16 protein-coding genes and 1 pseudogene are annotated in these 13212 nt (G+C 78.6%); 7 read left to right on the top strand and 10 right to left on the bottom strand.

The annotated features are described in order from the left end of the window. Positions 1-417: 417 nt before the first annotated feature. Positions 418-891: a CbiX/SirB N-terminal domain-containing protein gene (locus ITJ85_RS08970; RefSeq protein ID WP_217912762.1), complete on the bottom strand. Its 474-nt coding sequence runs from the start codon at positions 889-891 to the stop codon at positions 418-420. An 85-nt stretch (positions 892-976) separates the two neighbouring features. Here ITJ85_RS08970 and ITJ85_RS08965 point away from each other — a divergent pair, with 85 nt between their 5' ends. From ITJ85_RS08965 to ITJ85_RS08955, 3 genes are read left to right on the top strand one after another with little or no spacing between them, the layout of a single operon-like run. Then, entirely contained in the window at positions 977-1342 is a 366-nt protein-coding gene (locus ITJ85_RS08965) for a hypothetical protein (RefSeq protein WP_217912761.1), read from the top strand. Positions 1343-1381: 39 nt separating this feature from the next. Then, positions 1382-2425 (top strand): rod shape-determining protein, encoded by a 1044-nt coding sequence (gene mreB, locus ITJ85_RS08960; RefSeq protein WP_217912760.1) that lies wholly within the window; start codon positions 1382-1384, stop codon positions 2423-2425. Positions 2426-2483: 58 nt separating this feature from the next. Then, on the top strand, positions 2484-4016 hold the full coding sequence (locus ITJ85_RS08955) for a hypothetical protein (protein WP_217912759.1): 1533 nt from the start codon (positions 2484-2486) through the stop codon (positions 4014-4016). On the opposite strand, the gene ITJ85_RS08950 is transcribed toward ITJ85_RS08955, so the two are convergent. Continuing rightward, entirely contained in the window at positions 4006-4836 is an 831-nt protein-coding gene (locus tag ITJ85_RS08950; protein WP_217912758.1) for an ABC transporter permease, read from the bottom strand. The two genes, ITJ85_RS08955 and ITJ85_RS08950, sit on opposite strands and share 11 nt — an antisense overlap. Then, positions 4833-5813 (bottom strand): ATP-binding cassette domain-containing protein, encoded by a 981-nt coding sequence (locus tag ITJ85_RS08945; protein WP_217912757.1) that lies wholly within the window; start codon positions 5811-5813, stop codon positions 4833-4835. The genes ITJ85_RS08950 and ITJ85_RS08945 overlap by 4 nt, the downstream gene beginning before the upstream one ends. 129 nt (positions 5814-5942) lie before the next feature. On the opposite strand from ITJ85_RS08945, the gene ITJ85_RS08940 reads away from it, so the two are divergent. Next, entirely contained in the window at positions 5943-6614 is a 672-nt protein-coding gene (locus tag ITJ85_RS08940; protein WP_217912756.1) for a TetR/AcrR family transcriptional regulator, read from the top strand. A 63-nt stretch (positions 6615-6677) separates the two neighbouring features. Beyond that, the gene (locus ITJ85_RS08935) at positions 6678-7493 is read left to right on the top strand and encodes a DUF1206 domain-containing protein (RefSeq protein WP_217912755.1); all 816 of its coding nucleotides are present in this window, start codon (positions 6678-6680) and stop codon (positions 7491-7493) included. On the opposite strand, the gene ITJ85_RS08930 is transcribed toward ITJ85_RS08935, so the two are convergent. Further along, a complete protein-coding gene (locus ITJ85_RS08930; RefSeq protein ID WP_217912754.1) occupies positions 7490-8101 on the bottom strand; it encodes an MBL fold metallo-hydrolase in 612 nt (203 codons plus the stop codon). The two genes, ITJ85_RS08935 and ITJ85_RS08930, sit on opposite strands and share 4 nt — an antisense overlap. A gap of 101 nt (positions 8102-8202) precedes the next feature. On the opposite strand from ITJ85_RS08930, the gene ITJ85_RS08925 reads away from it, so the two are divergent. Next, on the top strand, positions 8203-8454 hold the full coding sequence (locus ITJ85_RS08925) for a hypothetical protein (protein ID WP_217912753.1): 252 nt from the start codon (positions 8203-8205) through the stop codon (positions 8452-8454). On the opposite strand, the gene ITJ85_RS08920 is transcribed toward ITJ85_RS08925, so the two are convergent. Continuing rightward, on the bottom strand, positions 8446-9936 hold the full coding sequence (locus ITJ85_RS08920; RefSeq protein WP_217912752.1) for a serine hydrolase: 1491 nt from the start codon (positions 9934-9936) through the stop codon (positions 8446-8448). The genes ITJ85_RS08925 and ITJ85_RS08920 overlap by 9 nt on opposite strands. 82 nt (positions 9937-10018) lie before the next feature. Between ITJ85_RS08920 and ITJ85_RS08915 the strand changes: the two genes are divergently transcribed. Further along, positions 10019-10930, top strand: a complete 912-nt coding sequence (locus tag ITJ85_RS08915; protein WP_217912751.1) for a YihY/virulence factor BrkB family protein — start codon at positions 10019-10021, stop codon at positions 10928-10930. Positions 10931-10937: 7 nt separating this feature from the next. On the opposite strand, the gene ITJ85_RS17635 is transcribed toward ITJ85_RS08915, so the two are convergent. The 5 genes and pseudogenes from ITJ85_RS17635 to ITJ85_RS08895 all read right to left on the bottom strand — a co-directional run bounded on the left by ITJ85_RS17635 (position 10938) and on the right by ITJ85_RS08895 (position 12717). After that, positions 10938-11228 (bottom strand): L,D-transpeptidase, encoded by a 291-nt coding sequence (locus ITJ85_RS17635; protein ID WP_425517110.1) that lies wholly within the window; start codon positions 11226-11228, stop codon positions 10938-10940. A gap of 46 nt (positions 11229-11274) precedes the next feature. After that, a pseudogene (locus ITJ85_RS17735) lies at positions 11275-11319 on the bottom strand (hypothetical protein); the annotation flags it as partial. A 311-nt stretch (positions 11320-11630) separates the two neighbouring features. After that, positions 11631-11948, bottom strand: a complete 318-nt coding sequence (locus tag ITJ85_RS08905) for a hypothetical protein (RefSeq protein WP_217912749.1) — start codon at positions 11946-11948, stop codon at positions 11631-11633. 110 nt (positions 11949-12058) lie between these two features. Continuing rightward, the gene (locus ITJ85_RS08900) at positions 12059-12244 is read right to left on the bottom strand and encodes a hypothetical protein (RefSeq protein WP_217912748.1); all 186 of its coding nucleotides are present in this window, start codon (positions 12242-12244) and stop codon (positions 12059-12061) included. A gap of 44 nt (positions 12245-12288) precedes the next feature. Next, entirely contained in the window at positions 12289-12717 is a 429-nt protein-coding gene (locus ITJ85_RS08895) for a transglycosylase family protein (protein ID WP_217912747.1), read from the bottom strand. Between the last annotated feature and the right edge of the window lie 495 nt (positions 12718-13212).

Raw genomic sequence — 13212 nt, 5'->3', positions numbered from 1 at the left:
GGCGCACCGCCTTCGGCGGGGCGGGCGCCGGAAACCCCACTGACGTGAGCGTCCGTGGTGCGCGTGTGGTGTGCCCGGCGCCCTCGTGGCCGGTTCTGTCCCGCTCCCGCCTTCGGCGGTCGTGTCTACGACCACGTCGTCGCTCGATCAGGTCGTCCGGGACGCAGTGCGACCAGTTCGCCGCGCGGCGCGCCCCGGCGGCGCGTCAGCGCCGACGGAGCCGCGCGGTGAGGGGCAATCTGCCGGATCGGCGCGCCCCGGCCGCCAGGCCGGAGCCGATTCGGCCGGCGCGCCAGCCGGCGTTCCTCGGTCCGACGCAGCCCAGGCCGCCCTGCGAAGCCGGGTGGTCTGGGCGGAGCTTCGGATCGCGACCACTTCGAAGCGCGACGCGCCCGGCCGGGCTCGTCGCGCGGGGCCTTACGCCGCGGCGGTGGCGGGGGCGACCTGCATGCGACAGCCGCCCCGGCCGGCGCAGACCTCGCACTCGGCGGCCTCGCCCCGCGCGTGGGCGATGCAGTGGGCGGCGCGGGCGCCGACCACCTCGGCCATCAGCGGGTGCAGGCCGAAGGGCGCGGCGACGAGGTAGCTGACGCCCGGGTGGCGGGCGGCGGCCGCCGCGACCAGCGCCGGGATGTCCTCGGTCCAGTGCTTGCCCGGCAGCAGGAAGTAGGGCGCGACCACCACCGTCGTCGCGCCGCGCTCCACGCACGTGTCGAACGCGGTCTGGATGGAGGGCTCGGCGAGCTCCATGTGGGCCGGCTCGACGATGCCGTAGGGGACGGCCTCCGCGACCATGACGGCCATCCGCTCGAGCATCTCGTTGCTCTCGGCCCTGCGCGAGCCGTGATCGACCACGACGAGGCCGATCTCCTCGTTCTGCGCCCTCTGCACGCGGCCATGGTACCCCGTCTGCGGGCGGCGGGTCTCGTAGGCTCGGGTGCGCCGAGCGATCGATCGTCACCATCCGAAGGGACCGATGAACCCCTCCGAGCACGTTCCGCGCATCCTGCCCCTCGGGCAGGAGGAGACCGCCCCGGACGGCGCCCGCTTCGCGCCGCTCCACGTGGTCAGCGGCGAGCGCCACCACATCGGCTGGTTCCGGCTCACCGACGACCCGTGGCGGGTGGGCCTGGTGGAGGCCGGCGCGGTGGTCGACGCGGGCGTGGCCGAGGCGCGGGTGCGGGCGGTCACCGAGGCGCTGCTGGACCGCCTGCGCGCGGCCGACGCCGCGGGCGACGACGCCGCCCCGGCGCCGGTCGGGCCCGTCGGGAGCCCGTTGCGCCTGCGCGTCGACCGGCGGCGCGCGATCGCGCGCCTGGAGGCCGAGCTGCGCGACATCTGAGGGGCGCGCCCGCGGGCGACGGGGCGTACGCTGGCCCCGATGGGCCTGCAACTGCCGTTCCTTCCGCGCAGCTCCGAGTCGCTCGACCTGGCGGTCGACCTCGGCACGGCCAACACGCTCGTCTACATGCGCGGCCGCGGGGTGGTCTTGAGCGAGCCCTCGGTCGTGGCGGTGGAGGAGCGCACGGGCGACGTGGTGGCGGTGGGCCTGCACGCGCGCCGCATGCTCGGCCGCACGCCCGGCACGATCACCGCCACCCGGCCACTGCGCGACGGCGTCATCCGCGAGCTCGGCGTGGCGCAGCAGATGCTGCGGCACTTCATCGACCGGGCCCTCGCCGGCCGGCGCGCCCGGCCCCGCGTGATGATCTGCGTGCCGTCCGGCCTCACCAAGCTCGAGCGCCGCGCGGTGCTCGAGGCGGCGGACCAGGCCGGCGCGCGCGAGGCCCACCTCATCGAGGAGCCGATGGCCGCGGCGATCGGGGCCGGCATCGAGGTGGCCGAGCCGGTGGGCCACCTCGTGGTGGACGTCGGCGGCGGCACGACCGAGGTGGCGGTGATCGCCCTGGGCGGGATGGTCGCCTCGCGATCGATCCGGGTGGGCGGCGACACGCTCGACGACGCGCTGATCGCCCACGTGCGGCGGGAGCACAACTTCGCGATCGGCCCGCAGACCGCCGAGGATCTCAAGATGCGGGTCGGCTCGGCGCTCGCCGGCGCGGGCGCGCAGCCGGCCGAGGTGCGGGGCCGCGACGTGGCCCGCGGCATCCCGCGCACCGTGATCCTCGACCCCGACGAGGTGCGGCCCGTGCTCGAGCCGGCGATCGCCCAGACCGTGGCCGCCGTGGTGGAGACGCTCGCCGAGACGCCGCCCGAGCTGGCCGCCGACGTGATGGCCCACGGCCTGGTGCTCGCGGGCGGGGGCGCGCTGCTGCCGGGGCTCGACGACCGCCTGCGCCGCGACACCGGGCTGTCGGTGACCACCGCCAAGTCGCCGTTGACCTGCGTCGCGACGGGCGCCGGCATGGCCCTCGGCCCGGCGCTCGCCGCGCGCCGCCGCTCCTCGGTGCTGATCCCCGGCTGAGCGGACTGGACCGCCGTCCAGTAGTCGCCGCGCAGGCGGCGCCCCTACGGTTGCCCGCGTGAGCGCCCCGCGCATCGCCCTCCTCGCCGCCGTCGCGGCCCTCCTGGCCGCCGCGCCGGCGTCGTCCCTCGGGGCCGGCGGCGTGCCCGTGCCCGCGTCGTTCCCGGCGCCCGACGGCGCCGGCGCGCTGGGCCCGCTGTGCCGCGCCGACACGCCGGCCTTCCGCCTGTGGTGGAGCGACCATCCGGGCGCGCCGGGCGCGGTCGAGGGCGCCGACGGCTCGTGCGCCACCCAGCCGCCCGTCGTCGCCGGGCTCGCCGGCGCCGCCGAGGCGCACCGCGCGACGGCCCGCGCGCTCGGCTTCCCCGCGATGGCGGGCGACGCGGCGCCGAGCATCCCGGCCCGTCCCGCGCTCACCCGGACGCTGCTGCGCACCGGCCCCGCGCGCCGGGCGCGCATCCTCGCCGCGAGCGCGCGCGCCGCCCGCGGCGGCTATCTGGCGAGCCTGCGCCCCGCCCAGCGCGCCCGCGTGCTGCGCGGCGTGCCGCGGCGCCTGCGCGCGCGCCTGCTGGCGGACATGCGGCGGGTGCAGCGGGGCCGGCCGGCCGACTTCGTCGGCGGCGACCGGCGGGTCGACGTGGTGGTCGACGGCACCGGCGCCACCGGGCTCGTCCAGCCGGGTCAACCCGGCGCGTCGCCCTGCCGCACGACCGGCGAGGGCCGCGCGCGGTTTCACGCGGCCTGGGCGGTCGTGCTGGCGCAGCCCGGCCGGGACCCGCGCGCCGTGCTCGCGCATGAGCTGTTCCACGTGGCCCAGTGCAACCTGGGCGTCGGCTTCGACGCGCCGATGCTCGCCCGCGAGGGGACCGCCGAGTGGTTCGCGTCGGTCGCCGAGCCGGCCGCCTTCCCGGGCGCGGTCGCGTCGGGCGGCGGCTCGTCGTCGATCGGCGGCGGCAACGCGCGGGTGGCCTCGTTCTGCAACGGCTTCGACCCGGCCGGCACGGGCACGACCCCCTACGCCTCGTGGGCGGTGTGGCAGGCGCTCGACCCCGCCGCGGCGCCGTCGGCGGCCGGCGTGCGGGCGGCGCTGCTCGGCTTCCGCACCTCCACCGGCACACGCCTGGCGGGCGGCGCGGCGGTCGCCCGGGTGGGCCCGGCGCGCTGGGCCGAGGCCGTCCGCGTCGCGGCCCACGCGACGTGCGGCGACCTGCGCTCGCCGTCCGGCACCGCGACCTTCGACCCGGTGGTGCGCGACTTCCTCGGCGCCCTGCGCCCGCCGGCGTCCGAGGCCTCGGCGGCGACGCTGCCCGTCGCGCCCGGCGGGGTGTCGTCCGCGACGGCGGCCTGGGGCTCCGGCGCGGCCGCCGCCACCGTGCTGGTGAGCGCCGCCGGGGTGCCCGCGGAGACGCTCGCGGCCCACGTGGTGTCGGGCGGGGCGGAGGGGCGGATCGCCCCGGTCGTGCGCGGCGGGGCCGTCGCGCTGGACGTCCCCGCCGCGATGCTGGCCGGCCGGTCGGTGCCGGTGACCGTCGCGAACCCCTCGGCGGGCGCGCCGCTCGCCGCGGAGGTCCGCGTGGTGGTCAGTCGCTGAACGTGCGCCGGTAGGCCCGGATCGCCAGCGGGGCGCAGATCGCCACGATCGCGACCGTCCAGCCCAGCGTGTAGAGCTCCGGGTGGTCGATCGGCCACGGCGGGTCGGCGCCGAGGTCGCCGGTCGGGTTGCCGAACAGCCGCCGCAGCGACTCGGTGAGCGAGGTGACCGGGTTCCACTCGGCCACCGTCTGCAGCGGGCCGGGCAGCGTCGCCACCGGCACGAACGTGCTCGCGACGAAGGTGATGGGGAAGATCGCCGTGAAGGCGACCCCCTGGACCGCCTCGGGCGAGGGCAGCAGGGCGCCCATCAGCACGCCGATCCACATCATCGCGAACGACCAGGCGATCATCAGGCCGTAGCCGCCGGCCGCCTCCACGACGCCGTCGTTGATGCGCCAGCCCACGATGAGGCCGCAGAGCGACATCAGCACGATCGGCAGCATGCTGCGCACGAGGTTGGCCACCGCCTGGCCGCCGAGCACGGCGCTGCGGGCCATCGGCAGGGAGCGGAAGCGGTCGATCGCGCCGTTGGTGCGGTCGTAGGCGAGGCTGATCGCGACGCCGAACACGCCGAAGGTGATCGTCTGGGCGAAGATGCCGCCCATCAGGAACTCGCGGTAGCCGCCGTCGGCGACCTGGATCGCGCCGCCGAAGACGTACGCGAACAGCAGGACGAACATGATCGGCTGCAGCGTCACGTCGGCGAGCGCCTCCGGCTGGCGCCGCATGTGCAGCAGCGCCCGCCGGGCGACCACCCAGATGTCGCTGAGCGCGTTTCCGCGCCGCTCGGCGGGCGGGGGGACGGAGACCGTCGTCATCGGCTGACCTCCTCGAGGGCGGGCTCGTCGTCGGCGATGGGCGCGCCGGTGAGGGTGAGGAACACGTCGTCGAGGGTCGGCTGGCGCAGGCCGATCTCCTCCACCTCGACGCCGGCCTCGGCGAGGGCGTCCGCGAGCGTCGACACCACCCGCGGGTCGCCGTCGGTGCCGGCGTGCACCAGGCGCGTGGCGCGGTCGACGCCCGGCTCGGCGCCGGTCAGCCGCGCGACGTGGCCGGCCACCTCGTCGAGGCGGGCGGCGTCGGCGACGACCGCGAAGACCTGCGAGCCGCCCACCTGGCGCTTGAGCTCGCGCGCCGTGCCGCGGGCGATGACGCGGCCGTGGTCGATCACCACGATGTCGTCCGCCAGGCGGTCCGCCTCCTCGAGGTACTGGGTGGTGAGCATCACCGTCGTGCCCTCGCCGACCAGCGACCCGAGCACGTCCCACAGCTCGTTGCGCGCCCGCGGGTCGAGGCCGGTGGTGGGCTCGTCGAGGAACAGGATCTCGGGCCGGGAGACGAGCGTCGCCGCCAGGTCGAGGCGCCGCCGCATGCCGCCGGAGTAGGTCTTCACGGCGCGGTCGCCCGCGTCGGTGAGCGAGAACTGCTCCAGCAGCTCCTCCGCGCGCGCCCTGGCCACGCGGCGCCCCAGGTGGTGCAGCTCGCCGATCATGACTAGGTTCTCGCGCCCGGTGAGCAGGCCGTCGACCGTCGCGTCCTGGGCCGCCAGCCCGAGCCGGCGCCGCACCTCGTGCGGCTGCTCCTGCACGTCGATGCCGGCCACGCGGGCGCGCCCGGCGGTGGGCTCCGACAGCGTCGTGAGGATGCGGACGGCCGTCGTCTTGCCGGCCCCGTTGGGGCCGAGCAGGCCGCAGACCGTGCCGCGGGGGACGTCGAACGAGACCCCCGCCAGCGCGGTCTTCTCGCCGAAGCGCTTGACGAGGCCCTCGGCCTCGATCGCGTTGCCACCGCTCATGCGACCCCCTCCCGCGTGCGGACGGCGGCGCCCCTCCGCGCCGCGCCGCGGGACACTGGCACAGGTCCCGGATCGGTACAACGGGTGAAAGTTTACGTCCGATAAAGACTCCTGCGCTACAGTCGGCGCGTGCCGAACCCCGGACCCGGCCTGCGCGAGCGCAAGAAGGCCCAGACCCGCGCGGCGATCTCCGACGTCGCCACCCGGCTGTTCATCGCGCGCGGCTTCGACGCGGTCACCGTCGCCGACATCGCGGAGGCCGCCGGCGTCTCGGCGAAGACGGTGTTCAACTACTTCGGCTCGAAGGAGGAGCTCTTCCTCGACCGCGACGCCGCGATGCGGGAGCTCATCGCGGCGACGGTCGCGGAGCGCCCGCCGGGCACGACGCCGACGGCCGCGCTGGGTGCGCTGCTCGAGGCGAACTGCATCATCGACCGCGAGGGCTGGGCGGCGGTCGAGGATCCGGCCTGGCGGGAGCCGTTCGCCGCCTTCCTCGCCACCTGGGAGGCCACCCCGGCGTTGCGCGCGCGCCTGCTGATGGGCAACGAGCTGCTCGCGGCGGCGCTGGCCGCGGGCCTCGCCGCGGAGTGCGCGGCGCCCGCCGGCGACCCCGCGGTGCGGGCCTTCGCGGCCATGCTCGTGTCGGCCGTGCACCTGCGGCACCGGGCGATCTGCGACGGGGTGCTCGCGGGCCTGCCGGGCGCGGAGATCCGCCGCGGCGCCCTGGCGGTGGCCGGCGAGGTGCTCGCGCGGGCCGCGGCGGCCTTCCCCGATCTCGACCGGGCCCGCCCCGCCGGCTGACCGGCGGCGTTTCGCGCCCGGTGGCCGCGGGCAGGCCAGCGCCGACGCGACCCGGAGGGGGAGATGGCGATCGGCGAGGCGGGCACGGCGGCGCGGCGGGCGGCGGAGCATCCGTGGGTCGAGCGGCTCTTCCGGGCCGGTCTGGTCGCGAAGGGGGTGCTGTACGCCACGATGGCGCTGCTGGCGCTGGGCGTCGCCCTCGAGCTCGGCGGGCGCACCACCGACCAGGCCGGGGCGCTGCGCACGCTCGCCGGATCCCCCGGCGGCGCGGTCCTCACCGGCCTCCTGGCGGCCGGCCTGGTCGGCTACGCGGCGTGGCGGCTGGCGCAGGCCGCCCTCGACACCGACCGCGAGGGCACCGACGCGGGCGGGCTGGCCAGCCGCGCCGGCGCGGCCGCCAGCGGGGTGGTCCACCTCGGGCTCGCCGTGCTCGCGGTGCGCCTGATGGCCGACGCGGGCGGCGGCTCGTCGGGCGGCGGCGAGCGGCAGGCGACGGCCGGCGTGCTCGGCTGGACCGGCGGGCGCGCGATCGTCGCGGCCGCGGCGCTCCTGGTGATCGGCGTCGGCGCCTACAACGCGTGGGAGGGGCTCTCGCGCCGCTTCATGCGGCGCATGCGCGTCGCCGGCGGGCGCCGCCGGCTGGTGGAGCGCCTCGGCGCCGTGGGGTACATCGCCCGCGGCGCGGTGTTCGCGCTCGTCGGGGCCTTCCTCATGAAGGCGGCCGTCGAGTACGACCCGAGCGAGGCGGTCGGCATCGACGGCGCCCTGGCGCGCCTGGCGCGCCAGCCGTACGGGACCGCCCTGCTCGTGGCGGTCGCCCTCGGGCTGCTGGCCTACGCCGCCACCTGCATCGCGCAGGCCCGGTACCGCGAGGTCTAGGCCCCGGCCGCCCCGGTCCCGACGAAGCCGGCCAGGGCCGCCTTCGCGCCGCCCACCAGCGGCCGGCCGTGGGCCGGCAGCAGGGTGTCGAAGTCGAGGTCGAGCAGTCGCGCGTACGCCTCGCGCAGGCGCGCCTTGGTGCGGGGTGGGTCGTCCATCAGCACGTCGGGGACGAAGCCGAGCGGGCCGTCCGGCGGCATCCGCACCAGCCCGTCCGCCACGGCGATCGCCCCGTGCGCGGGGACGTGCAGCGCGGTCTCGTCGGGGCAGATGCCGCCGATCTGCAGCGACCGCACGCCGCCGGGCAGCTCGTCGCCCGCGCCGAAGAACTCGACCGGCTCGCCGTGCGTGAACTCGTAGGCGCCCAGCCGGTTGCAGAGCACCCGGGTCCCGAAGCGCTCCGCGAAGCGGCCCGAGTGCCGGTAGTGGTGGCGGTTGGTCAGGAGCGCGGCGACCGGCTCGCGCCCCGCGAACCAGTCGAGCCCTCCGTCGGGAACGCGCGGGTCGATGAGCACGCGCTCCGCCTCGAGGAAGTAGGACGAGATCTCGATGCCGTGGCGCTCGTGGACCGTCGTCCAGTGCCACACGCCGGGGAGGATGGCCCGCATGGGGGCGCAGTCTGCCAGGCGCCCTCCGCCCGGGGCCGGGCGACCGCGGCGCTCACGTCCCTCGCCGCCGGCGGCGATGATGGGGCCATGACGGAGGCCACGTGAGGCGGCGCCCGCTCGAGCCGATCGAGATCGTCTGCCCGACCTGCGGGCTCATCGCCGAGCTGTGGCGGCCGCGCGGCGCGCGCCGGCCCAAGCTGTGCGCCTGCCCCGCGCCCGAGCGCGTCGCCCCGGCCACCCGGCGGCGCACCTGCATCTCGTGCTCGACGGTGCTCAACCGCTACAACACCGGCCTCGAGTGCGGCGCCTGCCGGCGGGCGCGCACCGGCGGGGAGGGCGGCGGCCTACTGTGAGGCCGCGGCGGCCACGCGGGCGCCGAGCGCCCGCCCGGCCGCGAACGGCACGCCGGCGGCGTCGTAGGCCAGCACCACCGCGATGACCGGCCCCCGCGGGGTGTAGAGGATGCCGGCCGCGTGGCGCGCGGAGCGGATCCACCCGTTCTTCTGGGCCACGAGCGTGCCCGCCGGGGCGCCGCCCGCCAGCAGGCTGCGGTTGCCCGCGCGCTGCTGCGACGCCAGCAGCCAGCCGAGCGCCAGGCGCGCCGCGCGCGCCGTGAGGCCGGTCCGGGCCCGGGCGCCGGGCGCGCCCACGGCCGCGGCGTGGAGGGCGTGGAGCATCCGCGCCAGGTCGCGCGCCGTCGTGACGCGCCGCGACACCGCCGGCGGGCCCCCGCCCGCGCCGCCGGCCGGCAGGGCGGGCTGGAGCTGGGTGCCGACGATGTACTCGCCGGGGAAGGTGCTGGCCCGCGCGCCCAGCGCGCGCAGGCCGCGCGCGGCGGTCGCCGTGCCGCCCAGGCGCCGCAGGATGCGGTTGGTGGCGAGGTTGCTCGACCACGTCGTCATCGCGCGCAGGTCGTGGGCGAACGGGCCCCGCCCGGCGCCGCCGCCGAGGCGCGCCAGCGCGCCCGCCATGAGCCCGAGCTTGACCGTCGAGGCGGCGGGGTAGGGCGCGTCGGCGCCGACGCCGGCCGCCGCGCCGGTGCGCAGGTCCTGGGCCCAGGCGGCGCGGTGGCGCGGCCCCCGCGCGAGCGCGGCGCGCAGCCGGCCGGCCAGGGCGGGGTCGATGCGGTCCCCCGGCGCCGCCGCGCGGGCGCTCGCCGGCAGCAGCCAGGCGCCCCGCGCCCGCGCCGTGGCGACGTCGCGGCCGCCGCGACCCACGACCACCACCAGGTCGTGGCGCCCCGGCGCCGCGGCGGCCGTCAGGCGCGCCCGGCCGCCGCGCACGGGCGCCTCGCCGGCGGGCCGGCCGTCGATCAGCAGGCGCGCCCGGTCGGCGCCGCGCGGCGCCCGCGCCACCACCTGCCCGAAGAACGCCTCGCCGTCGCCGGGCGCCATCGCGGGCGCGACGGCGGCCCGCGAGCGGGCCGGGCGGGCCGCGCAGGCCCGGGCCTGGGCGGCGAGGCCCGCACCGGCGCGCGCCGCGGCCCGGCGCCCCGCGCGCACGTCGCCGGGGCTCGGGCGGTCGACCCCCTCGGCCTGCAGCACCCGGCTGGCCGCGGCGCGGGCGAGGGCGCGCGCGAGCGGCGCGCAGGCGCCGCCCGGCCGCCCGGCACGCCGGGCCGCCTCCTGCAGGTCGCGCGCGGCGTCGTACATCGCCTGGACGCCCTCCGGCCCGGCGGCCCGGGCCGCGGCGTGCTCCATGCGCGGGTACAGGGCGCCGTGGGCGCGGAGCAGGGCGCGGTCGCCCGCGACAGCGGTGGCCGGGAGCGCGCCGGCACAGATCGCGGCGGCGCCCGACGCGAGGAGCGCCGCGCGGATGCGTCGGTGGCGGCCCACCGGGCACAGGTACCACAGCGGGCGGCCGCCCGCCCGGCGGCGGGGCGCTTCCCGGCGCGCCGGTCCGGGCAGGTGATGGGGCATGTCGCTCTGGCGCATCCGGCTGCTGGCCCGGGGCTCGCTGGAGGGGTTCGTGCGCTCCGGCGGCACCCGCCTCGCCGCGGCCATCGCCTACTACGCGCTGCTCTCGCTGTTCCCGCTGGTCATCGTGATCGTCGCCGGCGCGAACGCCCTGCTGCCGGTGGAGGGCGTCCGCGACGAGGTGGTCGACCGGATCGTGGAGCCGCTGCCGCTCAGCGGCGACGGCAGCGCGGACCTGCGCGACGTGCTGCTCGAGGCCGGCGAGAGCGCGGGCGCCGTCGGCATCGCCGGCCTCGTCGGCCTGCTCTGGACGGCGGGCGGGCTGATGGGCGCGATCCGCTCGGGCCTGACCGAGGTGACCGGCGACGCGCGGCCCCGCCCGTTCCTGCGCGGGAAGGCGGTCGACATCCTGATGGTGCTCGTCACCGGCCTGCTCTTCCTCTGCGCGGCGGCGGCCACGATCGTTGTGCGGGTCGCCGACGAGGAGGTGCTGGGGCCGCTCGGCCTGTCGGGCGTGGCCGGCGGCCTGCTCGGGGCGGGCGCCACCGTCGCGTTCGCCGCGGCCACCTTCGTCGTGCTCCTGCGGTTCGTGCCCGCGCGCCCGGTGCCGTGGCGCGGGGCGCTGCCGGGCGCCCTCGCCGGCGCGGTCGCCCTCTACGCGCTCGCCACGGGCTTCGGGCTCTACGTCGGCAACTTCGGGCGCTACAACGCGGTCTACGGATCGCTCGGGGCGGTGGCCGCGTTCCTCGTGTTCGCGTTCCTCGCGGCGATCGTGCTGCTCGTGGCGGCCTCCCTGGCCGCCTGCTGGCCGGAGGTGGCCGACCGGCGGCGCCCGCCGGAGCCGGACCCGTACGGGCGGCCGGCGTCGGAGCGGGTCCGGCGGGCGCTCGCCGGCCTCGTCGTGCGCCGCTGACGGCGCGTCAGACGATCTTCACCGCCGTCCCGAGCCGCACCACGTTGGAGAGCCACTCGACGCGCCGGATCCGCATCCGGACGCAGCCGTGGGAGGACCGGCGGCCGACGGTGTCGGGCCGCGGCGTGCCGTGGATGGCGATCGCCTGGCGCGCTGATGCCGATCCGGCGCGTGCCGAGCGGGTTGTCGGGTCCCGGCGGGACCGGGCCGATCCCCTCCGCCCACCGGGAGTCCGGCGGGCGCCAGGTCGGGTGCCGTTCCACGTTGGCGATCCTGAAGCGCCCGGCCGGGGTCGGATGCGAGGCCGTGCCGACGCCGACGTCGAAGGTGCGCAGCAGCTCCTCCCCGCGGTGGAGGCGCAGCTCGAACGCCTCGCGGTCGATCACCATCGAGAACCCGACGCCGGTGCGCTCGGGCCGGAGGCGGCGGGTGGGGAGGTCGTGCGCCTCGGCGGCCCGCTCGACGATCGCCCGCTCGGCGGCGAGCAGCGCCTGCGGCATCCGCAGCCCGACGCCCAGGACCGGCTTCACGACCTTCGGCTCGTCGTCCACGTCCCCCGGCCGCGCGTCGACCGGGGCGGGCGCCAGCCGGTCCTCGTGTCAGCGCAGGATCCTGCGCAACTTGCGCCGGTCCACCCGCTGGCGCAGCGGGCCGTCGACGACCCGCGGTGGCCGGCTGCGGCCGACGTTGAGCGCGCCCGTCAGCGCGTCGTGACCCGTGCCACGTAGCCGGCGATCGCCGGGTTGACCCGCACCGTCCGCCCGCCGATGCGGAACTCGATCGGACGTCGCCGGGCCGCGACGAGCGCCGTCAGCACCCGGGCGCGGGCGGCGCGACGGTCGAGGCCGGCGACGGGGACGCCGCCGATCGAGACCCCGTCGGCGATGACGCCCGGCGCGGGCGGCGCGAGCGCGGCCTGGGCGCGCGCCTCGTCGGTGGCGGCCGCGGCGGCGGCGAGGCCTCCGAGCACGCCCGGCGCCGCGAACGCGCGCGGGCGGCGGCGTGGGTCGTCCTCCATGCGCGTCCTCCCGCTCGTGGGACGTGGCCCGGTCGGGACCCCCACGCCCTCGCCGCGATCCGCCGCGGAGCGACGCGGGAGGGTTCCGGCGCCGCGCCGCCGGCGATCCCTCAGGTGTGCTCCCGGCCCTCCGGGTGGTCCTCCCGCTCGGCCGACTCGTCGCGCGTCGCGCCGCCCTCCTCGGGCTGCTCGCCGCTCGGCCGGCCGGTGTACGAGACCCCGCCCGAGCCGCTCGCCTCGCCGCCGTCCGGCCCGCGCTCGGCCGGGTCGTCGTCCCGTCGACCGTCGCCGCTCATGCAGGACCTCCCCGTCGTCGGTGCCGTCGGGACGAGGGTACCCGTCAGAGCAGCCCGCACATGCGCGCGGTGTTCGGCCACGGCGTGAACCCGCGGGTGCGGATCGCCCGCTGCGCCGTCCGCATCTGCTCCTCCATCGTCCAGTTGTCCGCGGTGCCCTTGCGCCGCAGCAGGTCCGGCGCGTAGGTGCGCTGGAACGCCACGTCCATCTGCAGGCCGCCGTAGTAGCCGTTGCCGGTCGAGATGTCCCAGCGCCCGCCGGACTCGTGCCCGGCGATGCAGGCCAGCGCGTCGTAGTGGCGCAGGCGCTCGGACAGGGGCCGCTCCTGCGGCCGCACCCGCTCCGTGCGGGCGGCCAGCCAGCGGCTCAGCGTGCGGAGGCGCGCGAGCTGCGCGCGCCGGCCCGCCTCGGTGCGCGCGAGGCGCAGCGGGCGCGGGGGCTGGATGCCCAGGCGGACCGCGCGGCGCGCCACGCGGCGGTGCTCGCGGGCCACCAGCGCCGGCAGGCCGCCGGCGCGGGCATGGGCGCGGGACCGCGCGCGCGGCCGGGGGCGCGCCGCTCGTCGAGGGCGGCGTCGAGCTCGGCGCGCCCGCGGAGCCCACGACGCGCTCGAGGCGGCGCTCGTGCGCGACGAGGTGCGCGTCGGCGGGCGGGGCGCCGCGGCGGGACCAGGCCGAGGCGGCGGGAGTGGCGCCGGGCCTGGCCGGCGAGCCGCGCGACGCGGGCGTGCGGCGTGGTCGGGCTCGTGGGCGACGGGCGCGCCCGTGCCGAGGAGGGCGCCGGGGGGCAGCGGTGCCGCGCCCTCGGCGGGCGCGGCGGACTGGGCCACCGCCACGCCGGCGGGGATGGCCGTCAACGCGACGGCCAGCGAGACGAGCGCCTTCACATGGTGCCTTTCGCAGGGGACATCCCCGCGCGGTCCTGCGCGGGACGCCCCGGGCCGGTTCGGGCACGCCCGGGGCGGTCG

Origin of the sequence: Miltoncostaea marina, assembly GCF_018141525.1 — a bacterium.
In the GTDB taxonomy this organism is placed as follows: domain Bacteria; phylum Actinomycetota; class Thermoleophilia; order Miltoncostaeales; family Miltoncostaeaceae; genus Miltoncostaea; species Miltoncostaea marina.
The sequence above is the reverse complement of the archived record's forward strand: the minus strand, read 5'-3'. Positions and strand labels throughout refer to the sequence as shown.